The sequence below is a fragment of the Aquabacterium sp. genome, from assembly GCF_035476535.1.
Taxonomy (GTDB): Bacteria; Pseudomonadota; Gammaproteobacteria; order Burkholderiales; family Burkholderiaceae_C; genus Pseudaquabacterium.
In genome coordinates, this window is sequence record NZ_DATILJ010000095.1 from 1 (window position 1) to 25,399 (window position 25,399).

Below are 25,399 nucleotides of genomic sequence, written 5' to 3' on the forward strand. Positions count from 1 at the left end.
GGTGATGGAGAACCAGCGCGACGACCTGGTGGTGATCCTGGCCGGCTACAAGAACCGCATGGACACCTTCTTCCAGTCCAACCCCGGCATGAGTTCGCGCATTGCGCACCACCTGGACTTTCCGGACTACAGCGCGCCCGAGCTGCTGCAGATCGCCGATCGCATGCTGGCGGCGTCGCACTACCGCTTCGGCGCCGGCGCGGGGGAAGCTTTCGACCAATACCTGCAGCGGCGCATCGGCCAGCCGCATTTCGCCAACGCGCGCAGCGTGCGCAATGCGCTGGACCGCGTCCGGCTGCGCCAGGCCAGCCGCTTGTATGCGGACCGCGAACGTTTGCTGAGCGCCGAGGACTTGAGCACGTTGGCGGCCAGCGACATCCTGGCCAGCCGGGTGTTCGCTGCGCCCGCGGGGGACAGGCCATGACGGCGCGGCCCCTGACGGCGCCGCCGGCGCGGTTGTCGGCCTTGCCGCCGACAGTGCCGCTGCGCGCGCTGATCTTCGATGTCGACGGCACGCTGGCCGACACCGAGCACGCCCACCTCGCCGCGTTCAACGACGCTTTCGACCAGGCCGGCCTCGACTGGCACTGGGACCAGCCGCTCTACACCCGGCTGCTGGAAGTCTCCGGCGGCAAGGAGCGCATCACGCACTACTGGACCCAGGTGCGCGGCGGCGTGCTGGCCATCGATGCCGGCGCGCTGGCCGACACGGTGCAGACCCTCCACGACCTCAAGACCGCCGCCTACGAGCGCATGGTGCAGCAAGGCGCCGTGCAGCTGCGGCCCGGCGTGCTGAAGCTGATCGAATCGGCCCACGACGCCGGGCTGCGCCTGGCCATCGCGACGACGACCTCGCCGGTCAACATCGTCGCGCTGCTGCGCGCGGCGATCGGACCGGACTGGACGCACATCTTTCAAATTATCGAAGACGCCTCCACCGCGCCGCGCAAGAAGCCGCACCCGCAGGTCTACCTGCAGACGCTGCAACGACTGCAGCTGCGCGCCGCCGACTGCCTGGCCTTCGAAGACTCGGCCAACGGGCTGGAGGCGGCCACCGGCGCCGGCTTGCCGACGATCGTGACGCCGAATGCCTTCACCGTGCAGCACCACTTTGCGGCCGCGCTGCGGGTGCTGCCCAGCTTGCAGGGCTGCAGCGTGGCCATGCTGCAGGCCTGGCATGCGGCGGCCCAGCGCTGAATCAGAACCCACAAACGAGAGACACCCATGCCCTTGTCCCACCGCTCCACGTTGACGCAGTACCTGATCGAACAGCGCCGTCGCTACCCCGGCGCCAGCGGCGACTTCAATGCGCTGATCCTCGATGTGGCGCTGGCCTGCAAGGCCATCGCCCGCGCCGTGGCCTTCGGCGAACTGGGCCACGCGCCGTGCCAGGATGGCGGTGCGGTTGGTGGCACAGGTGTCGGCACTGTTGTTGGCAATGTCGGCGGCGGCATCAACGTGCAGGGCGAAACCCAGAAGCCGCTGGACGTCATCAGCAATGACGTCTTCACCCGCATGAACGACTGGGGCGGCCACTGCGCCGGCATGGCCTCGGAGGAAATGGACGACCCCTACCAGATCCCACCGCAGCACCCGCGCGGCAAGTACCTGCTGGTGTTCGACCCGCTGGACGGCTCCAGCAACATCGACGTGAACGTCTCGGTGGGCAGCGTGTTCAGCGTGCTGCGCGCGCCGCAATCGGTGGTGGAGAGCGGGCGCGACGTGGTCGAGGCCGACTTCCTGCAGCCCGGTACGCATCAGGTGGCCGCGGGTTATGCGCTCTATGGGCCGACGACGATGCTGGTGCTGTCGGTCGGCCACGGCGTGGTGGGCTTCACGCTGGATCCCAACCTGGGCGAGTTCATGCTGACCCATGCGCACATCCAGGTGCCGGCCGAGACGCAGGAGTTCGCGATCAACGCCTCCAACAGCCGCTTCTGGGAAGCGCCGATCAAGCGCTACGTCGACGAATGCCTGGCCGGCAAGACGGGGCCGCGCGGCAAGGACTTCAACATGCGCTGGATCGCTTCGATGGTGGCCGAGGCCCACCGCATCCTGATGCGCGGCGGCGTCTTCATGTACCCGCGCGACACCAAGGATCCGTCGCGCTGCGGCCGCTTGCGCCTGCTGTACGAGGCCAACCCCATCGGCTACATCATCGAGCAGGCCGGCGGCCGCGCCAGCACCGGGCGCGCAGCGGTGCTGGGCGTGCAGCCCACCGCGCTGCACCAGCGCATCGGCCTGGTGTTCGGCTCGAAGCACGAGGTCGAGCGCATCGAGCGTTATCACGCCCAGCCCCATGGGGTCGACATGCCCAGCCCGCTGTTCGCCGAGCGCAGCCTCTTCCGCAGCTGAACCCGTCCCGCATCCGAGTTCCCGCCATGTCACAACTTCATCCCATCATTGCCATCACCGGCTCGTCCGGCGCGGGTACGACGTCCGTCACCCGCACCTTCCAGAACATCTTCCGCCGCGAGAATGTCAACGCCGCCATCATCGAAGGCGACAGCTTCCACCGCCACGACCGCGAGCAGATGAAGCTGCGCCAGGCCGAGGCCGAGCGTGCCGGCAACATGAACTTCAGCCACTTCGGTGCGGAGAACAACCTGTTCGCCGAACTGGAAGCGCTGTTTGCCGACTACGCCGCCACCGGCACCGGCCGCCGCCGCAAGTACCTGCACGACGCCAAGGAGGCCGAACCCTACCAGCAGCCGCCCGGCACCTTCACGCCCTGGGAAGACCTGGAGCCCGACACCGACCTGCTGTTCTACGAAGGCCTGCATGGCGCGGTGGTCACGCCGGAGGTCGACATCGCCCGCCATCCCGACCTGCTGATCGGCGTGGTGCCGGTGATCAACCTGGAGTGGATCCAGAAGCTCTACCGCGACAAGAACCAGCGCGGCTACAGCGCCGAAGCGGTGACCGACACCATCCTGCGCCGCATGCCCGACTACGTGAACTACATCTGCCCGCAGTTCACGCACACGCATGTGAATTTCCAGCGCGTGCCGGTCGTCGACACCTCCAACCCCTTCATCGCGCGGGACATCCCGTCGGCTGACGAGAGCATGGTGGTGATCCGATTCGCAACGCCCAACGGCATCGACTTCCAGTACCTGCTGAACATGGTCAACGGTTCGTGGATGTCGCGCGCCAACACCATCGTCGTGCCCGGCGGAAAGATGGAGCTGGCGATGCAGCTGATCTTCACGCCCTTCATCTGGCGAATGATGGAGCGGCGCAAGGCGGTGACATGAGCCCCCACGCTCCCTTCGGTCGCTGCCCCCGTGGACCCGAAGGGGCCCCTTCGTGGCCCTGGGGCTTTTGCCGCCGGACCGGCAAGCCGGATCCGAGCAAATCACTTGATCTAACTGGAGACGCCGATGAGCTCACAGTCCACTGAACGCGTGCTGCGTCCGGACAACGGCCAGCGACACGAGATGGCGCATGCGCTGCGCGCGCTGGCCATCGATGCCGTGCAGCGCGCCAACTCCGGCCACCCCGGCGCGCCGATGGGCATGGCCGAGATGGCGGTGGCACTGTGGGGTGGCCACCTGCGCCACAACCCTGCGAACCCGTCCTGGTTCGAGCGCGACCGCTTCGTGCTGTCCAACGGCCATGCGTCGATGCTGCTGTACGCGCTGCTGCACTTGAGCGGCTACGACCTGCCGATCGAGGAGCTGAAGCGCTTTCGTCAGCTGCACAGCAAGACCCCCGGGCATCCGGAGGTGGGCCTGACGCCGGGTGTCGAGACGACGACTGGCCCCCTCGGCCAGGGCCTGGCCAATGCGGTGGGTTTTGCCTTGGCCGAGAAGCTGCTGGCCGACGAGTTCAACCGGCCCGGCCACGCAGTCGTCGACCACCACAGCTATGTCTTCCTGGGCGACGGCTGCCTGATGGAAGGCATCAGTCACGAGGTCGCCTCGCTGGCCGGCGCATGGAAGCTGAACAAGCTGATCGTGCTGTACGACGACAACGGCATCTCGATCGACGGTCCGGTGGCCGGCTGGTTCGCCGACGACAGCGGGGCACGTTTCCGCGCCTACGGCTGGCAGGTGATCGGGCCGCTGGATGGCCACGACGTGGTCGCCGTCGGCAAGGCCATCGCCACGGCCAAGCGCAGCACCGATCAGCCGACGCTGATCGTCTGCCGCACCACCATCGGCAAGGGCTCGCCGGGCCGCGAAGGCACGGCCCGGGCGCACGGCGAGCCGCTGGGCGCCGACGAGATCCAGCGCACGCGCGACGCGCTCGGCTGGCACCACGGCCCCTTCGAGCTGCCGGTGGCGCTGCGCACACGCTGGTGCGCCCGCCCGCTGGGCGCCGCGCGTGAGGCCGAATGGGCCAAGCGCTTCGCGGCCTATCGCGCGATGTACCCGGAGCTGGCGGCGGCCTACGAGCAGCGCATGACCGGCGAGCTGCCGCACGACTTTGAAGAAACCGCGCTGGCCGCGATGGCCGAATTCGGCCAGCATCGGGAAACCATGGCCACGCGCAAGGCCTCGCAGAAAGTGCTGGCCGCTCTGGCGCCCAAGCTGCCGGCGCTGCTGGGTGGCAGTGCCGACCTGACCGGCTCCAACCTGACCGACTTTCCCGGCTGCGGCGCGGTGCGCGGCGGCCAGGCCGGCGGCCGCCACATCAACTACGGCGTGCGCGAATTCGGCATGGCCGCCATCATGAACGGCCTGGCGCTGCACGGCGGCTTCATTCCCTACGGCGGCACCTTCCTGACCTTCAGCGACTACAGCCGCAACGCCATCCGCATGGCCGCGCTGATGAAGCAGCGCGTGATCCATGTCTTCACGCACGACAGCATCGGCCTCGGCGAAGATGGCCCCACGCACCAGAGCGTGGAACACGCGGCCAGCCTGCGCCTGATCCCGAACCTGGAGGTCTGGCGGCCCTGCGATGCCGCGGAAACGGCGGTGGCCTGGGTGCAGGCGCTGGGCGCCGCCGACCGGCCCAGCGCGCTGTTGCTGTCGCGGCAGAACCTGCCGGCCCAGCAGCGCGACCCGCAGCAGGTGCTGGACATCCAGCGCGGCGGCTACGTGCTGAGCGAGCGCGACAACGCCCAGGCGGTGATCCTGGCCACCGGCTCGGAGGTCTCGCTGGCGATGGCCGCGCAGGCGGCGCTGGACATGCGCGGCTTGCCGGTGCGCGTGGTGTCGTTGCCCTCGTCGACGCTGTTCGACCAGCAGGACAAGGCCTACCGCGACAAGGTGCTCGGCGCGGACCTGCCGCGCATCGGCGTGGAAGCCGGCGTGACGCGCTGGTGGGGCCAGTACGGCTGCCAGGCGGCGCTGGGCGTGGACGGCTATGGTGAATCGGCGCCCGCCGCGGACCTGTTCGAGCACTTCGGCCTCACCGCGCAGCGCCTGGCCGCGCTGGTGCAGGACTGCTGCGATCAGCGGCAGCCCACTGCCGCGCGCGCCGGCCGCTGAGCACAATATGAGTTACGACATCCTCAGCTTCGACCTCGACGGCACGCTGGTCGACACCGCCGGCGAGATCGCCGAAGCCGTGAACAGCGCGCTGCAGGATCACGGCATCGCGCCGCGACCGCAGGCCGAGATCACCCATTTGATCGGCGATGGCTCGCGCCAGCTGATGCTCAAGCTGCTGGCCCGGCTGTACCTGGCGCAGCCGGCCCTGGTGGAAACGGCGCGGGCCGAAGCGGTGCTGGCCAGCTTCGAGCATCAGCTGGAGGCCACGCTGGGCACGGTGGCCATGGCCTATGCCGGTGCGCATGAGACTTTGGCCCGCTTGCGGCAGGCCGGCGTGCGGCTGGCCTGCGTCACCAACAAGGAGCTGCGGCATGCGCGCCGCGTGCTGCAGGCCACGCGGCTGCTGCCCTGGTTCGACCTGGTGCTGGCCGGCGATTCACTGCCGCACAAGAAGCCGCATGCCAGCGTGCTGCGCCATGTGGCCGCGGTGCTCGGCGGCGACACGCAGCGCATGGCGCATGTCGGCGATTCCAGTGTCGACGTGGCAGCGGCGCGCAATGCCGGCGTCGCGGCCTGGGCCGTGCCTTATGGCTACAACGCCGGCGTGCCGATCGCCGAATCGCAGCCGCAGCGCATCTTTCCCGGCCTGCTGCAGGTGGCCGAATTTGTGCTCGATGCCCCCTGCGTGCCGCCGCCGCTGGCGGCTGGCCGTCATGCCGCACCCCTGAATCCCTGAACGGAGCTCCCCATGCCCCTCATCTCCCTGCGCCAGTTGCTGGACCACGCGGCCGATCACGGCTACGGCGTGCCGGCCTTCAACGTCAACAACATGGAGCAGATCCAGGCCATCCTGCAGGCGGCGGACGCCTGCGATGCGCCGGTGATCCTGCAGGCCAGCGCCGGTGCGCGCAAATACGCCGGTGAGCCCTTTCTGCGCAAGCTGGTCGAAGCCGCGCTGGAGCAGTACCCGGCCGCGCCGATCTGCCTGCACCAGGACCATGGCGCCTCGGCCGCGGTGTGCCTGCAGGCCATGCGCAGTGGCTTCTCCAGCGTGATGATGGACGGCTCGCTGCTGGAAGACCAGAAGACGCCGGCGAGCTACGACTACAACGTGGCTGTCACCCGCCGCGTGGTGGAGATGTCGCATGCGGTGGGCGTCAGCGTCGAAGGAGAGCTCGGTTGCCTGGGCTCGCTGGAAACCGGCACCGCCGGCGAAGAAGACGGTGTCGGCGCCGAAGGCACGCTGGACCACGCCCAGTTGCTGACCGACCCCGAGCAGGCGGCTGACTTTGTCGAGCGCACCGGCGTCGATGCGCTGGCGATTGCCATCGGCACCAGCCATGGCGCCTACAAGTTCACGCGCCAGCCCACCGGCGACATTCTGGCCATCGAACGCATCTCCGCCATTCACGCACGCATCCCCGACACCCACCTGGTGATGCACGGCAGCTCCAGCGTGCCGCAGGAGTGGCTGGCGATCATTCGAGAATTTGGCGGCGACATCCGCCAGACCTATGGCGTGCCGGTGGAAGAGATCCAGCGCGGTATCCGCAGCGGCGTGCGCAAGATCAACATCGACACCGACATCCGCCTGGCGATGACCGGCGCGATGCGCCAGCTGATGGCTAAAGTGCCCGAGGAGTTCGACCCCCGCGCCTTCCTGAAAGCCGCCACCGCCGCCGCGCGTGACATCTGCAAGGCGCGCTTCGAGGCTTTCGGCTGCGCCGGCCAGGCCTCGAAGATCAAGGTGCAACCACTGGCCGTGATGGCGCAGCGCTATCTGCGACAGCCATCGTCGCAGGGCGTTGCGCTGCGTCAGGCGGCGTGACCCAGGACCACAGCATGCGCCAAGCCCCGCTCATCGCCCCCAGCATCCTCTCGGCCGATTTCGCCCGCCTGGGCGAAGACGTGGCGCGCGTGGTCGCGGCCGGTGCCGACTGGATCCACGTCGACGTGATGGACAACCACTACGTGCCCAACCTGACCATCGGACCGATGGTCTGCGAGGCGCTGCGCCCCTATGCCGGCGCGGCGATGATGGACGTGCACTTGATGGTCGAGCCGGTCGACGCGCTGGTGCCGGCGTTTGCCAAGGCCGGCGCCGGGCTGATCAGCTTTCACCCGGAAGCCAGCCGGCATGTCGACCGCACGCTGTCGCTGATCCGCGAGCAGGGCTGCCAGACCGGGCTGGTGCTGAACCCGGCCACGCCGTTGCACTGGCTGGACCACGTGATGGACAAACTGGACCTGGTGATGCTGATGTCGGTGAACCCGGGCTTCGGTGGCCAGGGCTTCATTGCCTCGACGCTGCCCAAGCTGCGCGAGGCGCGACAGCGCATCGATGCGTACGCCCGCGACACCGGCCGAGCGATCCGCCTGGAGGTGGACGGTGGCGTCAGGACCGACAACATCGCCGCCATCGCGGCAGCCGGCGCCGACACTTTCGTCGCCGGCTCGGCGGTGTTCGGCAGCCCGGACTGGAGCGCCACGATCAGCGCGCTGCGCGCTGCCGCGCTCGGGGCCCGGTAGGCCCTATTTCAAATACCGTCACGCAACCCGCCCCTCTTCGACAAGCCGAAGCGCCGCCTGGACGTTATTGCGGCCTGCCCCTTTGGCTTGGTAGAGCATCACATCCGCCTGCTGGACGAGGGCCTCGACGGTCGTGGCGTCTCCCTGGTAGAACGCCAAGCCGATGCTCGTGGTGACGTTGATTGCCTGCTGCTCGATGAAAAACGGCGTGCTCATGGCGTGGACGATCTTGGCGGCAACCGTCGACGCCACCTCGGGCCTCGGCAAGCCTTCGACGATCACCGTGAACTCGTCCCCTCCCAAGCGGGCGACGGTATCGGTGGAGCGCAATGTCTGCGACAACCTGTCCGCGAAGGCCCGCAGCAGTGCGTCACCCGTGTTGTGTCCGAACCGGTCGTTGATCTGCTTGAATCGATCGATGTCGAGGTACATGAGCGCCATCAGCGCGCCCGTGGCGAGGCAGTGCTTCATCGCCTCTGCCACGCGCAACTCGAACCCGGCGCGATTGATGAGGCCGGTGAGCGGGTCCACGCGCGCGAGTTCAGTCAGCCGCCTCTCCTCGAGCTTCTGACGGGTGATGTCGCTGACCACCGCGTGGAAGCCCAGCACCGTGCCGCCGTCGGCGGCAAGCTGCGGGATGTACTGGGCCTCGTAGCAGACATAGTTGTCGCCGCTGGCCATCTCGCTTTGGAACGTGGCCGGCTCTCCCCGCAGCGCGCTGCGAATGTGCGGCTCGACCGACTTGTAGGCGGCATCGCCCAGCACCGCACGCACGGTCTGGCCGTAGAGTTCGTCGCGCGGCCGGCCGAAGCCGCGCTCATAGGCCAGATTGTTGAATCGGTAGCGCTCGTCCGCGTCGACGTACGCCACGCGCATCGGCAGCGCGTCGGCCACGGTGCGCAGACGCGCTTCGCTCTCCTGAACCGCTCGCTGCGCATCGCGATACGACGTGACATCGCTGATGAGCGTGTACAGGCCGACGACGTTGCCCTGCTCGTCGCGATCCGGCACGACCGTGACCTGCACATGGCGCCTGCCCTCGGGGCACACCATCTCCCGGTCGTAGTTGACCTCCTGACCCTCCAATGCAGCTCGCAGCGGGGGCCCGATCTCCAGCCAGGCCCGCTCGCCGTAGAAATCCTGCACGCTCGTCCCGACTTGTGGCGCCGCTTCGTTGCCGAACCACTGCTGATAGGTCCGGTTGACGAATCGAAAACGCAGGTCGCGGTCGAGGTAGGAGATCAGCACCGGCAAGTTGTCGGTCACCATGCGCAGGCGATGTTCGCTGTCTCGTACGGCCTGCTCCGCCGCCTTGGCGGCCGAGATGTCGCGCATGAGGGCCGAGAAATACTCGACCTCGCCCTGTGGGTCGCGGTGGGCGATGACGATATGACTGACCGGAAACTCATGCCGTTCGGCGTCCCAGACCAGCGACTCGCCCACCCAGACGCCGCTGGCGATGGCGGCCGGCCCGACCTCCGTGATGTATCGATGGAGTGACTTCGGCGGATTGAAATCCCCCAGCGTCAGGTGGTCGAGCGGCGCGTCCAGCGCCACACCGGTGCGACGGCGTGCCGCTGGATTCATGTAGGTGATCCGGCCCTTCGGGTCGAACTGGACCACGTAGTCGGTCGTCGCGTCAAAGATTGCGGCGAGTGTGCGCAGGGCACGCTCGGCCAGCATGCGCTCGGTCACGTCGCGGCCGACCGAATGAAGCATCGGCTGACCAGAGGCGTCGCGCTGCAAGCTGTTGGTCCAGGCGACCCAGCGCTCGGCGCCGTTGGCGGCCGTCAGGCGGTTCTCGCTGGTCGCGCTTGTGCCCGTCGACATGACTTGCGCAACCACCTGTCGAACGACCGCGCGATCCGCGGCTTCGACATGGTCGAACAGATTGCCACCCACCATTTGTGCAGGTGTCAGTCCGATGTGTCTCGCATAGGCCGGGTTGACGTAGGTCAGTTCGCCGTCGGGCCTGGCGAGCGACACGAGTTCGGATTGGGACTCGACAATGGATTTCACCATTTGCTCGCTGGCCACCAATTGCTTCAGCACCGGCCTGACCTGGCAGTGCTGGGCATAGATGGCCAGTGCGACGATGCCGACGAGCGCCAGGGCCAGTAGGTTCAGGCGCGACTTCATCGGTGCATAGAGCGTGTCGACATCGGTGCGCACCGCGAACCCGAGCCCGAAGTCCTTGATCGGCGTGAAGGCCGAGAGCACATGGGTGCCGCGCCGGTCCTTCAGGAACTGCACGCCGTGTTCGCCGAGCAGCGCCCTCGCCACAGGAAGGCGAGGACTGCCGTCGGCGTCGAACATCGGCAGATCGAACCCGGACGGCCTGAACCGGTTCGGGGCACAGATCAGCTTGTCCTTGTCGCGACCGCAGATCGCCACGTCGGATGTGTCACTGGACGCCCGGATGTCCACCAGCAGGCGATCGAACAGCGGCATGCGCTGCTCGGTGAGCAGCCGTCCGACGGCGCGCCCGTCAATGAGGACATCGGTTTCCGTGAGGAGGATGTAGCCGTCCCGCCAGGCCAGGAAGGTCGTCTGCCCTGTATTGGCCAGACGCTGAATGACTTGCGTTTTCGTGGCCGTCACGGAACCCGCCTGTGCCACGCGTGCCCCATTCGCGGCGTGGATCGCCACGCTCGTCAAGTCGGCGCTCAGGACACTGTCCGCCACCCTCTGCAGGAACTCCTTGGCAACCGCGTCCTCGGGCGCCTTGCTCAGCGTGTCCAGGGCCTGGCGCGCGGCCGGCCGAGTTGCCACGGTTCTCGGGAACGACAGGCTCACCTCGATGGTGTGGGACAGCGATGTCGCGTTCGTCGTGGCGATGAGCAGCATGTCCTTCGATACCGAGCGCTCGAAGGTATCGCGCATCACCCCGAAGCCTGCAACGCCGCCGGCCAGCGCGACGAGCGTGAAGACTGCGATCGAGCGCCGCTTGATGCGCTGCTCGGTCCTTTGCAACGCCTGGGGGTCGAACGCATGGGATGCTTCGTGGAGCATCCACAGGCCAGCGCCGACGACCGAGAGTCCGAACGCGGTGGGCGCAAGCATCCGGTTGAAGCTCGCCACCTGGTACAGCGTCTCCAGGCCCAGGAAGTAACCGACGAGCCCACCCAGGCCGATGAAAGAGACGGCCAGGGCCAGCGTCAGGAAGATGAGCTGGCCGGAGCGGCGTCGGTGCAGCCAGAAAGCAGCGCCGGTGAGCAGGAACGCCAAGCTCGCGTTCGGAGACAGTCGGCCAGGATACGGATTGCTCGCTGTGGGAACTGTGCCAGCACGCACGATGTCGACTCCCAGGCCGACGCCTGTCGCGGCTTCGAACAGGTAGGCCAGGGGCAGCGCGATCAGGGCGACGATGCAGCTTGCCGAGAGTCGGGTGAGCCAGGTGGCTGAGCTTGATGGCCGCGAGGCGTTGAAAAGGCAGATGCTCGCCGCGACGAAGAGCAGCGGAATGACGATGCCCAAGTGCTCGGTGTCGGGGACAAGGCGCGTTATGGCGTCCACCTGGAATACCCAGCGCACCACCATGGTCGCGCCGAACAGTGCGACGACGAGGCCTGCCGCTCGCGCGGTCGAAAGGGCAGATTTCTGCATGACGGTATCCGGTTCGGTGTTTGTCGCCCGTCGAATTCACGGCCCACAGCCCCTGGACGGCCTGACGACACCGAAGCAAACGCTACGCCGAAGAGTACGCCGCAGCGGGAACGATGAACGCCGGAAGTGGGCTGTCTCGGACTGCCATTTCGAGCGAAGAGTCAGGGAATCCGTGCCCCGGGGTGGCAGCGATAGCGCTGCGACTGTGTATCGCGAATGTCCCATGGTCCACCCACCGGCGGGACGTTCGGTGCCGCGAAAGAGCTGTCAGATCGATCGGGGAGCGCGCGCGAAAACCACCTTGCAGACGAAGCCGTCGACATGCTCGAAGGCCAGCCGCCCGGGCGCCCCTCCGCGCGTGAGAGCGTTTGAGAGCAGATCGTTCAGGAGCAGGCCGGCCGGTATGGCTCGATCGATCCCGATGGTGACCGGCGCTGCATGGAGCGCGATCGACGCTGGAACCCCGATTTCGCGCTGAGCCTGGCGCATCGTTACGAGCCTGCCCACATAGTCGGTGAAGTCGATTGCTGCGAGATCAGCTCTTTCATAGAGCTTTTCGTGGATGACTGCCATCGACTTGATGCGGTTCTGACTGGCGGTGAGCGCGTGACGCGCCTCGGGACTCTTCACTTCGCCCGACTGAAGCTGCAGCAAGCTCGAGATCACCTGCATGTTGTTCTTCACGCGATGGTGGATCTCCTTCAGAAGCGAGTCCTTCTCGCGCGCGGCGTCGACGACGGCCCACGGGTCACCATCCGGAAGCTGGTAGTCGAGCAGGACCGCCTGGAGGGGCTCCGAGCGAAGCGCGGACACGGCCTGCGCGACGCTTGTGACCCGCCTGACTTCGAAGCCGGAGCGCGTCAGGACCCGGCGTTCGAGCTCGGCCGTGGCATCGTCGTCTTCGACCAGCAGCACGGCCGTACCCGCCGCAAGCAATGCGGCGCCGGTCATGACGCCTGGGTATCGCCCTCGCCGCGCATTCATCGCAACCCAGGCCGCTGATCAATGTGCGCGGCCGGTGCCCAGCGATTGCAGGCCGGCGATCACCGGGTCGAGCTGCCGGGCCGCGTTGCGCGCCAGCTTGTCGATCTCCACCGCTTCGGCGTCGTGCAGGCACGCGTCCTCCAGTGCCGCTGCGGCATGCTGCAACTCGTGCGCGGCAAGCGTCCCGGCCACGGCCTTGAGGTCGTGCGCCATGCGCGTCGCGCCGGCGGCGTCGCCCCCCGCACGCGCGGCGTTGAAGCGGGCCTGGAAGTCGGCCTCCTGGTCGCGGAACATGCGCAGCAGGTGGCGGTACAGCGTTTCGTCGCCCTCCATGTTGGCGAGCCCGGCGTGAACATCGATGCCGGGCAGGCTGGCATGCGCATCGGCGCGCACCGTGGCGCTGACCAGGGCGCGCGCTTGAGGAGGCCCGACAGCGGCTGATTCGGGCGCATCGCCCGCCGCGGGGCGCAGCCAGCGCGCGAGCGTGGTGAACATCTCCTCGACATTGATCGGTTTGGCGATGTGATCGTTCATGCCGGCGGCAAATACCTTCTCGCGGTCACCGACCATTGCGTTGGCCGTCATCGCGATGACCGGCAGGGTCTGATGCCGGGCTTGCTGACGCAGCAAGCGGGTGGCGGTGTAACCGTCCATGACCGGCATCTGGCAGTCCATCAGCACGGCGTCGAATCGCTGGCGATCGAGCATGTCGAGCGCCTCCCGGCCGTCCCGCGCCATGCTGACGACGATGCCCGCACCGCTGAGCATGTCGACCGCGAGCTCCCGGTTGATGGCGTTGTCTTCCACCAGCAGGACGCGCGCCCCGCCCAAGCGGGCGCGGTGGCTGACCAGGGCCGCTTCGCGCCGTGCCAGGCGCATCGGCTGGAAGTGCGCAAAGCCCAGCGCGGCGCCACAGGCATCGAACAGCGTGGCGGGTGTCACCGGCTTGGTCAACAGGGCGCCGACCGACAGGTGCTGCTCGGCCATGCGCCGCACCACCTCGTCGCGGCTGAAGGCGGTCACCATCAACACGCTGGGCGCTGGATGGCGCCAGCGATGGCGCTGCGACAGCAGGCTCGCGCAGGCCAGGCCATCCATGCCCGGCATCTGCCAGTCCAGCAGCAGCAGCCTGTACGGGGCATTGCCGGCGTCGGCCAGCGCCACGAGGCGCAGCGCATCCAGGCCGTCGCGGGCAGTGTCGGCCGTCAGGCCGAGTGAGCCCGCCATGCCGGCCAGCACCTCGCGCGCGCTGGCGTTGTCGTCCACCACCAGCACGCGCGTGCCGCGCAGAGCCGTGTGCTGCAGCGCCGGTGGCTGCGTCGCGGCGTCGGCCTGCAGGCCGTAGCGCAGGCTGAAACTGAAGCGGCTGCCTTGGCCCGGTGCGCTGTCGACAGCGATCTCCCCGCCCATCAGGTTCACCAGGTGCCGGCTGATCGTCAGCCCCAGGCCCGTGCCGCCGTGGCAGCGGCTGGTCGAGGCGTCCGCCTGCGAGAACGGCTGGAACATGCTGTGCTGCTGCTCGGCATGGATGCCGATGCCGGTGTCGCGCACCTCGAAGCTCAGTTGCGCCGACGCGTTGTCGCGCTCGAGCACCTCGATGGCGACGGTGACCTCCCCTTGTTCGGTGAACTTGACGGCGTTGTTGCACAGATTCAGCAACACCTGGGTCAGGCGCGAGGGGTCACCCACCAGCGCCGTCGGCAGTTGCGCCGGCTCGACGAACAGCAGTTCCAGGCCCTTCTCCTGGGCTCTGAGTCCGACCAGGTTGCTCAGCTGGTCCATCACCTCGCCCAGGTTGAACGGGATGGCCTCGATGTCGAGCTTGCCGGCCTCGATCTTGGAGAAGTCGAGGATGTCGTTGATGACCCCCAGCAAGGATTCGGCCGAAGCGTGCACCTTCTGGATGTAGTTGTACTGGTGCGCGGTGAGGCCGCTCTGCAACGCCAGGTAGGACATGCCGAGAATCGCGTTCATCGGCGTGCGGATCTCATGGCTCATGTTGGCCAGGAACTCGCTCTTGGCCCGGGTGGCGGCCTCGGCCGCGTGTTGGGCCTGCTTCAGATCGGTGATGTCCAGCGAGATGCCGCCGACAGCGTAGGTGCTGCCGTCGCTGTCCTGCAAGGGGAACACATGGGTCCTGAAGGTGCGCACCTCACCGTCCGGGCCCGGCATGTCGTGCTCCGCGCGCAGGCCTTGCCCTTGCGCTGCCACCTGCCGGTCCTCGGCCAGCACACGGGCGGCGTTCTCGGCGTCGATCAGGTCGCTGTCGCGCAGACCCACCAGCGATTCGCCGCCACGGCCAAGCACCAGCGCAAGCCGGGCGTTGTGGCGCAGGTAACGGCCGTCGAGGTCCTTGACGTAGACGGCGGCCGGCACGTTTTCGATGATGGCCTGCAAGGCGTTGCGGTTGTGTTCGAGCTCGGTCGTGCGCAGCTGCACGCGCTGTTCCAGGTCGACGTTGAGACGGCGGACCTCTGCTTCGGCGCGTTTGCGGGCCGTGATATCCGAGATCACGGCCACGCCGCCGCTGACGAAGCCCGTCTCGTCGCTCAGCGGACGCGCCGTCACGCTCAGCCAGCGCCCCTCCGGCCAAGCCGGATTGGCCATGAACACTTCCACGTCGTCACAGGGCTCACCGCGAATGGCCCTGGCGAGTGGCAGTTCCGCCGTGGGGTAGGGCGTGGTCTGGTCGGGCAGGTAGAGGCCATGGTCCTGGCTCTTGCCGCTGGCGTCGCCGGGCGTGAAACCGATGCCGACGATGCGCTCGGCCGCCGGGTTGACGAACAGGACCTTGCCCTGCGGGTCAATGACCAGCACCCCGTCACCCATGCTGTCGAGGATGGCGCGCTGGATGCGGTCTTGGTGGGGCAGTTCGGTGACAGGCGCCAGCTGCCGGCGCTGTGAGCGGTGCAGGCGCAGCCACATCAGGGCCATGACGGCCAGCGCGGCAAGGCTGAGGGCCAGCGCAAGCGCCAGCCAGCCCTGCAGGTGCTGTGCCTGTTGCAGCATGGGGGCAAGTGTAGGACCTTGGCCCGTTCGCCGGCACCATTGGCCACCCCTGTGGTCCGGGGGGCGCCGAGCGCGCTGGAACGGCGCTTACTGCTGAGCCGGGGTCGCCGCGTTGCCGGCCAGGCGGCGTTCAACCGCGCGCAACGCCAGCATGCGCGGCGAAAGCTCCATGGCAGGGTGCGCATACTGGATCTCGGGCTGCTCGGGCGGCAGCAGGGCGGTCAAGGTGCTGGCCGGCAGGCGCGTCATCTGCTCGTCGTCCAGCTTGCGCACGAAGCGCCAGCCCACGGGTGTCTTCACATACGCAAAGCCGGTGGGCAGGTCGACGTAGACGTCCCAGTCCCGGACCTGCACGAAGCTCTGCGCCTGGGCGGCGGGCACGGCGAAAGCGAGGGCGAGGCCGAGGGCGGCGGCGGTGCGGAGGGCATGTGCGCGGAAGGACTTCATGATGGCTGCTTCTCGTAGGTGGCTGATCGGGGAAAGTGCATGCAGTGTCGACAGCCGCCGTTTCACCTGTGCTTCCCCGGCAGCTGGCGCCGGTTTCGATTGTTGCGTCGGTGTTACGGCGCCGGTGGGCACCCCAGCCACTCGGCCAGCGCTGCCGACACGGCGGCCGGCTGCTCCATCGTCGACATGTGGCCCGAGTCTTCGATCACCACGAGGCGGGACGCCGGCAGCAGCGCGTGCATCTGCTCGTGGCGTGCCAGCGGGCTCCAGGCATCCTGCCGCCCGCACATCAGCAGCGTTGGGCAGCGCACGCCGGCCAGCACGCCGCGGGCGTCCGGCCTGGCCAGCAGCGCCTGGATCTGCGCTTCGAAGATTGCCGGCGTCTTGCGCTCGATCATCTGCAGCACGGCTTCGAACAGCGGCGTGTCCAGCCGCGACGGGTGCACCATGCCGCGCGCCCATTGCCGGCCCATCGCACGCATGCCTTCGCGCTGCGCCAGTTCGAGCAAGGCCAGGCGCTGCGTGCGCTCCCGCGCGCCGGCATCGCCCGGCGCCAGGGGGTCGATGCCGGTGTCGAGCAGCGCGAGCCGCTCGATGCGCTGCGGCGCCAGCCGCATCATCTCCAGCGCAACGCGCCCGCCCATCGAATGAGCGGCCAGCGAGAAGCGCTCGGCCGGTGTTTCGGCGAGCACCTGCCGGGCCATCGCCGTGATCGACGACAGCGTGCCGAACGACGGGATCAGGCAGGGCGCCGGCGCCAGCGCCTGCTGCTGCGACAGCCACACCGTCTCGTCGCACAACAAGCCGGGCAGCAACACCACGGGCGGGTGCTTCATCGTGCTCTTCCTTTCGCAGGCCATTCGCGGCCGCTGTTCATCGTGAATGGTGGCGTGCACGGCAGCTCGCGTCGAATCACATCCGCTCGATCATCTATGCGGCGCGGCTATAGCCCACGGCCTGACGCATCGCCTCGAGCACCGCTGCCAGGTCCGGCGAAGGCTCCACGCCATTGCGCAGCGCAACGCCGATGCGCCGCGTGGTTTCCGGCAGCGGCACCGGCACCAGGCGGAAGCTACCGGCGCGTTCGTCGGCCAGCGCCTGGCTGTGCGAGGTCAGCGCCAGCCGGTCGGTGAGCCCGACCAGGGACCGGGTGAATAACGCATTATTCGCCTGCAATGCGTCCGGCGGCAGATCCAGGCCCTGCGCCGCGAAGGCCCGCTGCAGCGCCGCATGCGCCGGCGTGTCCTGCAGCGGCATCACCCATTCCCAGGCCAGCAGGTCGGCCAGCCTCAGCGCGCGGCGCGCGAGGCAGGGATGGCCGGGCCGCGCGATCACCGCCAGTGGCTCCTCGAACAGCAGCTCCTGCCGCACCTCCGGCGGCGCCGGGCGCAGCGCACCGACGATGGCATCGACATCGGCGCTGCGCAGCTGGCGCATCAGGCTCTCGTAGGTGCCGTCGATCACGGTGATCTCCAGCTCGGGATGCTGGCGCCGCGCCGCGTCGATGGCCTTGGGCAGGAACAGCGTCACCGACAGCGGCAGGGTGCCGATGACGACGCGGCCGCGCACCTCGCCGCGCCAGCCGGCGATGTCGCTTGCCATCGCGCGGGCTTCGCCGAAGGCCAGCTTCACGCGCCGCAGCAGGGCCTCGCCGGCATCGGTCAGGCGTGTGCCGCGCACCGAGCTCAGGAACAGTGCGACGCCAGCCAGGTCTTCCAGATTGCGCAGGGCCCTGTGCACCGAGGGCTGGCTGATGCCCAGCCAGCGCGCGGCATTGACTTCGCTGGCCGTTGCCGCCACGGCGACCAGCGCCTTCAGCTGGGCCACCGTCACGGTGCCGGCGAAGCGCTGCGGCGTGGCACCGCGCCGGCCTGCCGTGGCGGGGCGTGTGGGCGACTGTGCCAGCGCCTCTTCGGCGCCCGCCGCCAGCTGCGCGAACAGCTGCCCGGCGCGCTGCGCCAGGCGCGCGCCGGGCACGGTGGCCAGCATGCCGCGCGCGCCGCGTTCGAACAGCGGCGTGCCGCAGAACGTCTCCATCTCCAGCACCGCGCGCGTCACTGCCGGCTGGGACAGGTGGATGGCCTCGGCGGCGCGCATCGCGCTGCCCTGCGCGGCCACCGCGGCCACGCAACGCAAGGCCTTCAGGCGCCCGGCGATCGGGGGCAGCGCGCGTGGCGCGCCGGACCCTGCGTCACGCAGCGGCGAATTGTTCACCACGGAACTATCCATAGCCACAACGCATAGCTCCTGCTGCATTTGGAGCAGCGGCCCGGCACGCCCTTGCGAACAATGAACTGCACACCACCCGGATCACCAGGAGACAGTCGATGAAAAGAGATTCACGGGCCGAACCGCGCAGCACGCGCCGAAGCGCGCTGGTGCTGGGCCTGCAGGGCGCGGGCTGGCTGGCCTGCCTGTCCGTCGGCAGCGCGCACGCGCAAACCGCTGCAGCGTGGCCGAGCAAGCCGGTGACCATCGTCGTCAACGTCGCGCCGGGCAGCTCGGTCGATGTCGTCGCGCGTGCGGTGGCCGCGCCGCTGCAGGAGGCGCTGGGCCACGCCTTCGTCATCGACAACCGCTCCGGCGTGGCCGGCAACATCGGCGCCGAGGCGGTGATCAAGGCCGTGCCCGACGGCCACACGCTGCTGGTCTCGCCGGCGAGCACGATGACGGTGAACCCCTTCGTCTACCCGCAGATGAAGTGGGATCCGTTCAAGGACCTGATTCCGGTGGCCGCCGGCGCGCGCACCATCGCGCTGCTGGTCACGCGGCCGGGGCTGGGGCCGAACACCGTCGAGGAGTTCATCGCCTTTGCCAAGGCGCAGGCGACGCCGCTGACCTACGCCTCGCCCGGCAGCGGCTCGGTGCCGCATCTGGCGGGCGAGATCTTCAAGGCGCAGACCGGAATCGCCGCCACGCATGTGCCTTACCGCGGCGCCGCGCCGGCGCTGCAGGACGTGCTGGCCGGCATGGTCGATTTCGTCTTCGACCCCGGCCTGGCGATTCCGCACATCCGCGCCGGCAAGCTCAAGCTGCTGGCGGTGGCGATGCCCAAACGATCGGTGCTGTTCCCGAACACGCCGACGCTCGACGAGGCCGGCTACAAGGGCCTGGATGCCAGCACCATTCATGGCTTTTTCGCGCCGGCCGGCACGCCGGCGGCGGTGGTGACGCGGCTCAATGCCGAGGTCAACCGCATCCTGGCGCAGCCCGCGGTGCGCGAGCAGCTGATGTCGATCGGCGCCGAGCCGGTGCCGATGTCGCCGGCGCAGTACCGCACGCTGCTGGAGGCCGAGGCCAAGCGATACGGCGCGGTGGTGAAGGAGCGGCGCATCAACGCCGATTGAGCGCGGCCTGCGCTGCCGGCGCGGGCTGCTGTTGTGCGGCCGCTGCGGCCGGCGTGCCGCGCAGCAGGAACACCGCCAGCGCCGGCAGCAGCACCAGTGCACCGACCATGTTCCACACGAACATGAAGGCCAGCAGGATGCCCATGTCGGCCTGGAACTTGATCGGCGAGAAGGCCCAGGTGCCCACCGCCAGCGCCAGCGTGATGCCGGTGAGCATCACCACGCGTCCGGTGAACTGCAGCGCGTGGTGGTAGGCATCGGACAGGCTGGCGCCGGCCCGCAGGCGGGTGAGCATCACGCTCAGCACGTACAGCGCGTAGTCCACGCCGATACCCACGCCCAGCGCGATCACCGGCAGCGTGGCCACCTTGACCCCCATGCCCAAGCCCACCATCAGGGCTTCGCACAGGATCGAGGTCAGCACCAGCGGCAGCACCGCCACCACCACGGCGCGCCACGAGCGGAAGGTGAACCAGCACAGCAGGATCACCGCGCCGTAGACCCACAGCAGCATCTCGCGCATCGCCTGCTTGACGACGATGTTGGTGGCCGCATCGATGCCGGCCGAACCGGCGGCGAGCATGAAGCGCACGCCGGGGTCGCTGTTTTTGGCTTGGCCGGAAGCGATGAAGGCCTCGACCTCGTCGACCACTGCACTCAGCGTCTGCGCCTTGTGGTCCTTCAGGTACACGTACAGCGACAGGAAGGAGCAGCCCTGGTTGAACAGCTCACGCGGCGCACGGGTCTGCACGCCACCCAGCGCTGCCGCGTTGGGGATCAGCTCGAACCACTTCAGGTTGCCCTCGTTGTAGCCCACCATCGCCAGCTTGGACAGGGCGGCCATCGAGTGGGTGGCTTCCACGCCAGGCTGCTGCTGCAGCCGCCACGCCAGCGCATCGACCTTGGCCAGGGTGTCGTAGCGGGTGCACTGGTCTTCAGGGGTGGACACCATCACCGTCAGGATGTCGGCGCTGGCCGCGTAGTGCGCGGCCATGAAGGCGCTGTCGCGGTTGTAGCGCGAGTCGGCGCGCAGCTCGGGCGCGCCGGGGTCGAGATCGCCGATGTGCAGGCGCAGGCTGATCGCGTAACCCGCCAAGGCCAGCGCCGCGCTGACGGCGATGGCGGCGATGGCCGGTCCGCGCCGGGTGAAGTGGTCGAGCTGGGCCCACAGCCAGGGACGACGACCGCCGCTTGCTTCGGCGTACTCTTGCTTCAGGCTGCGCTGTGCGGCTTGGCCGCTGACGCCGACGTAGGACAGCAGAACCGGCAGCAACACCAGGTTGGTGAAGATCAGCACCGCCACGCCGATGCTGGCGATCACCGCGAGATCCTGGATCACCTGGATCTTGATGAGGGTGAGTACCGCGAAGCCCACGGCGTCGCACAGCAGGGCCGTCACGCCGGCGACGATCAGGCGCCGGAAGGTGTAGCGCGCCGCCACCACGCGGTGCGTGCCGCGGCCGATGTCCTGCATGATGCCGTTCATCTTCTGCGCGCCATGGCTCATGCCGATGGCGAACACGAGAAACGGCACCAGCACCGAGTACGGATCGAGCTCGTAGTGCAGCAGCGCCAGCAGGCCGAACTGCCAGACCACCGCGATCACCGAGCAGGCCACCACCAGCGCGGTGCTGCGCGCGCAGCGGGTGGTGCCGAACAGCACCGCGGCGCAGATCGCCAGCGCCAGGCCGAAGAACATCAGCACCTGCTGCAGGCCTTCGATCAGGTCACCGACGACCTTGGCGAAGCCGGTGACGTGGATGCGGATCGTGTCGCTCTGGTACCGGCTGCGCAGTGCCTCGACCTGGCGTGACAGCTCGCCGTAGTCCAGCGCCTCGCCGGTCTTGGGGTTCTTGTCCAGCAGCGGCACGAAGATGATGCTGGACTTGAAGTCGCCGGCCACGAGCTGGCCGATCTCGCCCGAGCGCTCGACGTTCGTGCGCAGCTCGGCCAGTGCCGCGGGCGAGCCGTCGTAGCTGTCGCCGATCACGGTGTTGCCGTCCAGGCCGTCTTCGGTCACCGCGACCCAGCGCGTGTTGCTGGTCCACAGCGACTTCATGAACGGCCGGTCGACGCCGGGCAGCAGGAAGATCTCGTCGTTGAGCCTTTGCAGCGTGTCGAGGTAGCCTTTGTCGTAGATCGATGCACCGGTGGTCTCCACCGCGATGCGCATCGCGTTGGTCTGGCCCGCCAGGTTGGCCTTGTTGGCCAGGTAGTTCACGATATAGGCGTGCGCCGTCGGGATGGTCTTCTCGAAGCTGGCGTTGAGCCGCAGCACCGTGGCCTGCCAGCCCAGCAACAGCGTGATGACGAGGCAGGCCACCATCACCCAGGGGCGGTGGTTGAAGAAGGCGCGTTCGATCGCCGAGCCCGAGGCGGCATCGAAATCTTCGAGGCAGGCGACGACCGGCTGGGCGTCTAGCGAGGTGTCGGCGTGCATGGTGTGTGAGAGATCACGGCGCAGCTTGGCGGCGCATGCCGCGCAGGCTGGCGATCACCAGCGTGCCGCCGTCGGTGGCGGCGAGGCCGGCGGCCGGCAGCGGGCCGCCGCTGGGTGCTGTCTTCGTGAAACTGCGCCCGTCGTCGCGGCTGCGCAGCAGTTCGCCGGTCTGCGCCAGCAGTGCCAACTCGCCGTGATCCAGCTCGATCGCGGAGCTGATCGACACCGGCACGCCGGTCGCGATCGGTACCCAACTCAGTCCTTGGTCCGGGGAGCGCAGGGCGGTGCCGCGCAAACCGTAAGCGATCAAGGTGCCCGAGCGCGCGGCCAGTACGCCGAAGAAGCTGCCTTTGTAGGGAGAGGCCAGCGCGGTGAAGCGGTTGCCGCCATCGGCAGACTTCAGCATCAGGCCCTGCTCGCCAACGATGTAGACATGGCCGCCCGCCATCCGCACGCCGTACAGATGCAGGCTTTTCGGATTCGGCAGCCGGTCCAGCATCGGCGTCCAGTGCTGGCCGCCGTCGCGGGTGGCGAATGCGAGGTTGTAGGCGCCGACCGCGACGCCGTGCTGCGCATCGACGAAATCGATGTCGAAGAAGGGCTTGTCGGGGCCTTCCTCGGCGAAGCGCTTCGTGCGTTCGTCACCGCCAGCGGCGACCCGCTTCGCGGCCTGCACGCCGTCGAGCTGCTTGACCCAGGTCTCGCCGCCGTCCACGCTTTTCAGGATCACGCCGAGGTGGCCCACCGCCCAGCCCGTGCGCTCGTCGACGAAGCGCACCGCGGTCAGCGTGATCTGGACCGGCACCTTGCCTTGGCGCCAGGTCTTCGCACCGTCGTCCGACAGCAGCACCGTGCCGCGCTCGCCAACCGCCACGAGGCGTGTGCCGGCGTGCGTGACAGCCAGCATCGCCGCGTTCAGCGCCTTCGCGCTTTGCAGCGCGGGCTCGCTCAGCACGGCCGGCGCCATGCCCGTCTCGGCGGCCTGTGCGGTGCCGAGCGATGCGGCGGCCAGCGCTGCCGCCAGTGCTGCGGTGAAGGGGGTCATGGGCTAAGTCAGCGTGTGCCTTCGTTGGCCAACTGCTCGGAACTGAACGCCGAGCGCGGGATGGACGGCACAGTCTTGTATTGCGTCGGCAACTCGTTGGACGCCATGTTCATGTAGTAGGCGCCGGTCTGCAGGTCGTAGCCGCCCCACATGACGAAGCCGACCAATGCGGGGATGTCCGGTGCCAGCAGCGTCAGCGTGAAGTTGGTGCGCCAGAGTTCGCCTTTGGCGTCCCAGCCGTCGAACAGGATGATCTGCCAGGTGTCCTCGTCGAGGTAGTACTTGCGCTTGGGCACGACGTGGCGCTTGCCCTCGGCCAGCGTGGCTTCCACCTCCCACACGCGGTGCAATTCCCAGCGCACCAGCGCGGGGTTCAGCGTGTTCGGCGTGAACAGCTCGGCCACCTTGGCGGTGCTGGCCTTGTTGTTGCTGTACGGGATGTACATCTCCTTCTTGCCGATCAGCTTCAACTGGTGCTTGTCGATCGGTCCGAAGAGCATGAAGGCCTCGTCGACCAGGCCGATGCCCGAGGTCACGGCGTCGGGCGTGTCGTAGGCCACCGACGGTGCCTTGCGCACCCGGCGCTGTCCGACCAGGTATTGCCACAAGCTGCGCGGCACGCCCGCGTTCAAGTTGTCGTGCGCGAGGATGGACTCGCCGGCTTTCGAGCCGGGTTCGGTGGCGACGAACTTGCCGAGCTGGTAGTAGCCGTCGAACTTCTCGAGACTGCCTTCGGGGTCGTAGTACGGCCGGCTCATGGTTTCGATGCCACCCGAGGCCAGCGCACGCTTGCCGTCGGCCGTCACCACCCAGACGCGAATGGGGGTCTGCAGGTTGCTGCCGATCCACGCCAGCCGCTGGTTCTGGAACACCTCGTAGCCATCCTTCGGGATCGGGAACGGGATGCCGCCGTAGGCGTTCTCGGTGCCATGGCCACCGTCGACCAGCTTGGCGCGGATGGCGTTCTTGAAGGTGTTGTCATAAACCCATTGCGGAGCGGCCGCGGTACGGTGCGTCGGGTAGACGTCGATGCGGAAGTCGGGGTACTTCTTCATCAGCGCCTTGACGCCGTCGCTCAGCTTGGCGGCGTGCTGGTCCATGTTCTTGGCGTTGATGGACAGCAGCGGCTTCTCGGACGGGAAGGGGTCGGGCCGCGGCTCACCGCTCTTGTAGCCGGCCGGCGCCTTGCTCATGCCGCCGTCCCACGGGGGAATGCTGCCGTCCTTGTTGCCGGCACGTTCGGCGCCCAGCGGCGTCAGGGTGGTCTTGAGCTTGGCCGCTTCGTCGGCCGACACGGCGGCCCCGGCGGCGCTCGGTGCGCCCAGGGCGGTGGAGAACAGCGCCGCCAGCGCGGCTGCCTGCAAAAGAGTCTGCTTCATGGGTCTCTCCTTGTTCAGAACGTGCGCTGCAGGCTCAGCGAGATGTGGTCGCGGTCCTTCAGCGTCTGACCGAAGCTGAGCTGGCGCGGCGCGCCGGCGCCGGCCACCAGCGTCTCGGTGAAGGTGGCGGCCTTGCCGATGTAGTGGGTGACATTGGCTTGCGCGGTCCAGACCTGGGCGTACTTGCCTTGCAGGCCGACGCTGATGTCCCCACCCTTGGAGACGCCGCCGGCGAAGTTGCCGATGGCCGAGGAGCGGCCCTTGAAGTTGTAGCCCAGGCTGACGGGCACGGTGATGTCCAGCTGCGGCAAGACCTGGAAGTAGCTTGGTGCCAACAGCAGGCGTGCGGCGAAGGCGTCGCGCGTGGTGTTGGGATCGACCGTGCCGCCGCCCACGACCATCGCGCCCGGCCCGTGCGTGACACTGAGTGTGCGGTTCCATGCCAGCTCGGCCAGCAGCGCACCGCCGCCCCACAGCGCGCCGGGCTGCAGCACGTAGATGCCCGACAGGTTGGCATGCGCCGTCTTGCCCACCGCATAGCAGGTGGCGCTGCCCGCGTTGCCGCAGGGGCCCAGCGAGATGGCCGGGTCCACGTTCAGTGGCGTGTTGGTGCGTACCGACACTTCGGCGGCCCAGTTGAGTTGCCCGATCGACGAGGTCACGCTGGCGCCGTAGGTGTTGATGCCTTCGGCGTAGGCCGTGCGCACCTGGCTGTTGACGACGTCGAACACCGGTGCCGACGGCGTCTTGTCGTGGTAGCGCGCGGCATAGAAGCCGAATTCGAACTCGCTGCCCACCGGTGCCCAGCGCAGCTGCGCACCGCCCTGGCCGCTGTTCTTGGGCGTGATGTCGTCGGCGTGCAGCAGCAGCTGCGGCCCCAGGTAGGTGACCCCGGTGTTCACGTAGTCCTGGTTCGAGAAGTAGCTGCCGACGCCCGGGATGCGGCTCTTGCGCCACTTGAACTGGTAGTAGCCGCCCAGCGTCAAGCCCGGCCGCAGCTCGATCGATGCGGAGAGCTGTTCCACCGGCAGCAGCACTTCCTTGAACTGCCAGCCCGGCACCGACAGGATCTTGGCGATGTCCACCGGCCCTTGCGCATTGGCCATGCCGTTCTGGCCGAAGAACAGGCTCTCGCCGTACTGCAGCGTGTGCTTGCCCAGGCGCGCCGA

18 protein-coding genes and 1 pseudogene are annotated in these 25,399 nt (G+C 68.2%); 9 read left to right on the forward strand and 10 right to left on the reverse strand.

Annotated elements, in window-relative coordinates; all coding sequences use genetic code 11:
• The 8 genes and pseudogenes from VLK61_RS09615 to rpe all read left to right on the forward strand — a co-directional run.
• Positions 1 to 424, forward strand: a pseudogene (locus tag VLK61_RS09615) (CbbX protein); the annotation flags it as partial.
• The gene (locus VLK61_RS09620; protein WP_325420557.1) at positions 421 to 1,197 is read left to right on the forward strand and encodes an HAD-IA family hydrolase; all 777 of its coding nucleotides are present in this window, start codon (positions 421 to 423) and stop codon (positions 1,195 to 1,197) included. The pseudogene VLK61_RS09615 and the gene VLK61_RS09620, both read left to right, overlap by 4 nt.
• Before the next feature lie 27 nt (positions 1,198 to 1,224).
• On the forward strand, positions 1,225 to 2,355 hold the full coding sequence (locus tag VLK61_RS09625) for a class 1 fructose-bisphosphatase (RefSeq protein WP_325420559.1): 1,131 nt from the start codon (positions 1,225 to 1,227) through the stop codon (positions 2,353 to 2,355).
• 26 nt (positions 2,356 to 2,381) lie between these two features.
• The gene (locus VLK61_RS09630) at positions 2,382 to 3,257 is read left to right on the forward strand and encodes a phosphoribulokinase (RefSeq protein ID WP_325420561.1); all 876 of its coding nucleotides are present in this window, start codon (positions 2,382 to 2,384) and stop codon (positions 3,255 to 3,257) included.
• A 126-nt stretch (positions 3,258 to 3,383) separates the two neighbouring features.
• A complete protein-coding gene (gene tkt / locus VLK61_RS09635; RefSeq protein WP_325420562.1) occupies positions 3,384 to 5,441 on the forward strand; it encodes a transketolase in 2,058 nt (685 codons plus the stop codon).
• A 7-nt stretch (positions 5,442 to 5,448) separates the two neighbouring features.
• Positions 5,449 to 6,180: an HAD-IA family hydrolase gene (locus tag VLK61_RS09640; protein WP_325420564.1), complete on the forward strand. Its 732-nt coding sequence runs from the start codon at positions 5,449 to 5,451 to the stop codon at positions 6,178 to 6,180.
• Positions 6,181 to 6,192: 12 nt separating this feature from the next.
• Positions 6,193 to 7,272 (forward strand): class II fructose-bisphosphate aldolase, encoded by a 1,080-nt coding sequence (gene fba / locus VLK61_RS09645; RefSeq protein WP_325420566.1) that lies wholly within the window; start codon positions 6,193 to 6,195, stop codon positions 7,270 to 7,272.
• A 14-nt stretch (positions 7,273 to 7,286) separates the two neighbouring features.
• Positions 7,287 to 7,973: a ribulose-phosphate 3-epimerase gene (gene rpe / locus VLK61_RS09650; RefSeq protein WP_325420568.1), complete on the forward strand. Its 687-nt coding sequence runs from the start codon at positions 7,287 to 7,289 to the stop codon at positions 7,971 to 7,973.
• Positions 7,974 to 7,991: 18 nt separating this feature from the next.
• On the opposite strand, the gene VLK61_RS09655 is transcribed toward rpe, so the two are convergent.
• The 6 genes from VLK61_RS09655 to VLK61_RS09680 form a co-directional block, all read right to left on the reverse strand.
• Complete coding sequence (locus VLK61_RS09655) at positions 7,992 to 11,579, reverse strand: sensor domain-containing protein (RefSeq protein ID WP_325420570.1); 3,588 nt, start codon at positions 11,577 to 11,579, stop codon at positions 7,992 to 7,994.
• Positions 11,580 to 11,846: 267 nt separating this feature from the next.
• Positions 11,847 to 12,530, reverse strand: coding sequence for a histidine kinase dimerization/phosphoacceptor domain -containing protein (locus tag VLK61_RS09660; RefSeq protein WP_325420572.1), 684 nt, complete (start codon positions 12,528 to 12,530; stop codon positions 11,847 to 11,849).
• A gap of 51 nt (positions 12,531 to 12,581) precedes the next feature.
• Entirely contained in the window at positions 12,582 to 15,572 is a 2,991-nt protein-coding gene (locus VLK61_RS09665; protein ID WP_325420574.1) for a hybrid sensor histidine kinase/response regulator, read from the reverse strand.
• Between the two features lie 87 nt (positions 15,573 to 15,659).
• A complete protein-coding gene (locus VLK61_RS09670) occupies positions 15,660 to 16,019 on the reverse strand; it encodes a hypothetical protein (RefSeq protein WP_325420575.1) in 360 nt (119 codons plus the stop codon).
• Positions 16,020 to 16,132: 113 nt separating this feature from the next.
• Positions 16,133 to 16,855: an alpha/beta fold hydrolase gene (locus VLK61_RS09675; RefSeq protein ID WP_325420577.1), complete on the reverse strand. Its 723-nt coding sequence runs from the start codon at positions 16,853 to 16,855 to the stop codon at positions 16,133 to 16,135.
• A gap of 94 nt (positions 16,856 to 16,949) precedes the next feature.
• Positions 16,950 to 18,233 (reverse strand): LysR substrate-binding domain-containing protein, encoded by a 1,284-nt coding sequence (locus tag VLK61_RS09680; protein ID WP_325420579.1) that lies wholly within the window; start codon positions 18,231 to 18,233, stop codon positions 16,950 to 16,952.
• 113 nt (positions 18,234 to 18,346) lie between these two features.
• On the opposite strand from VLK61_RS09680, the gene VLK61_RS09685 reads away from it, so the two are divergent.
• On the forward strand, positions 18,347 to 19,366 hold the full coding sequence (locus VLK61_RS09685) for a Bug family tripartite tricarboxylate transporter substrate binding protein (protein WP_325420581.1): 1,020 nt from the start codon (positions 18,347 to 18,349) through the stop codon (positions 19,364 to 19,366).
• Here VLK61_RS09685 and VLK61_RS09690 read toward each other — a convergent pair.
• The 4 genes from VLK61_RS09690 to VLK61_RS09705 form a co-directional block, all read right to left on the reverse strand.
• Complete coding sequence (locus VLK61_RS09690) at positions 19,353 to 21,806, reverse strand: efflux RND transporter permease subunit (RefSeq protein WP_325420583.1); 2,454 nt, start codon at positions 21,804 to 21,806, stop codon at positions 19,353 to 19,355. The two genes, VLK61_RS09685 and VLK61_RS09690, sit on opposite strands and share 14 nt — an antisense overlap.
• Before the next feature lie 13 nt (positions 21,807 to 21,819).
• Positions 21,820 to 22,851 carry a WD40/YVTN/BNR-like repeat-containing protein gene (locus VLK61_RS09695; RefSeq protein ID WP_325420585.1) on the reverse strand — a complete coding sequence of 344 codons (1,032 nt, stop codon included), beginning with the start codon at positions 22,849 to 22,851 and terminating at the stop codon, positions 21,820 to 21,822.
• Between the two features lie 8 nt (positions 22,852 to 22,859).
• Positions 22,860 to 24,230, reverse strand: a complete 1,371-nt coding sequence (locus VLK61_RS09700) for a DUF1329 domain-containing protein (RefSeq protein WP_325420587.1) — start codon at positions 24,228 to 24,230, stop codon at positions 22,860 to 22,862.
• Positions 24,231 to 24,244: 14 nt separating this feature from the next.
• The coding region (locus tag VLK61_RS09705; protein WP_325420589.1) for a DUF1302 domain-containing protein at positions 24,245 to 25,399 on the reverse strand (1,155 nt) is incomplete at its 5' end.

Bases quoted from the DNA above. Each gene is read 5' to 3' on its own strand.
- VLK61_RS09620 (WP_325420557.1), top strand. From the start codon at position 421: ATGACGGCGCGGCCCCTGACGGCGCCGCCGGCGCGGTTGTCGGCCTTG.
- VLK61_RS09625 (WP_325420559.1), top strand. From the start codon at position 1,225: ATGCCCTTGTCCCACCGCTCCACGTTGACGCAGTACCTGATCGAACAG.
- VLK61_RS09630 (WP_325420561.1), top strand. From the start codon at position 2,382: ATGTCACAACTTCATCCCATCATTGCCATCACCGGCTCGTCCGGCGCG.
- tkt (WP_325420562.1), top strand. From the start codon at position 3,384: ATGAGCTCACAGTCCACTGAACGCGTGCTGCGTCCGGACAACGGCCAG.
- VLK61_RS09640 (WP_325420564.1), top strand. From the start codon at position 5,449: ATGAGTTACGACATCCTCAGCTTCGACCTCGACGGCACGCTGGTCGAC.
- fba (WP_325420566.1), top strand. From the start codon at position 6,193: ATGCCCCTCATCTCCCTGCGCCAGTTGCTGGACCACGCGGCCGATCAC.
- rpe (WP_325420568.1), top strand. From the start codon at position 7,287: ATGCGCCAAGCCCCGCTCATCGCCCCCAGCATCCTCTCGGCCGATTTC.
- VLK61_RS09655 (WP_325420570.1), bottom strand. From the start codon at position 11,579: ATGCAGAAATCTGCCCTTTCGACCGCGCGAGCGGCAGGCCTCGTCGTC.
- VLK61_RS09660 (WP_325420572.1), bottom strand. From the start codon at position 12,530: ATGACCGGCGCCGCATTGCTTGCGGCGGGTACGGCCGTGCTGCTGGTC.
- VLK61_RS09665 (WP_325420574.1), bottom strand. From the start codon at position 15,572: ATGCTGCAACAGGCACAGCACCTGCAGGGCTGGCTGGCGCTTGCGCTG.
- VLK61_RS09670 (WP_325420575.1), bottom strand. From the start codon at position 16,019: ATGAAGTCCTTCCGCGCACATGCCCTCCGCACCGCCGCCGCCCTCGGC.
- VLK61_RS09675 (WP_325420577.1), bottom strand. From the start codon at position 16,855: ATGAAGCACCCGCCCGTGGTGTTGCTGCCCGGCTTGTTGTGCGACGAG.
- VLK61_RS09685 (WP_325420581.1), top strand. From the start codon at position 18,347: ATGAAAAGAGATTCACGGGCCGAACCGCGCAGCACGCGCCGAAGCGCG.
- VLK61_RS09690 (WP_325420583.1), bottom strand. From the start codon at position 21,806: ATGCACGCCGACACCTCGCTAGACGCCCAGCCGGTCGTCGCCTGCCTC.
- VLK61_RS09695 (WP_325420585.1), bottom strand. From the start codon at position 22,851: ATGACCCCCTTCACCGCAGCACTGGCGGCAGCGCTGGCCGCCGCATCG.
- VLK61_RS09700 (WP_325420587.1), bottom strand. From the start codon at position 24,230: ATGAAGCAGACTCTTTTGCAGGCAGCCGCGCTGGCGGCGCTGTTCTCC.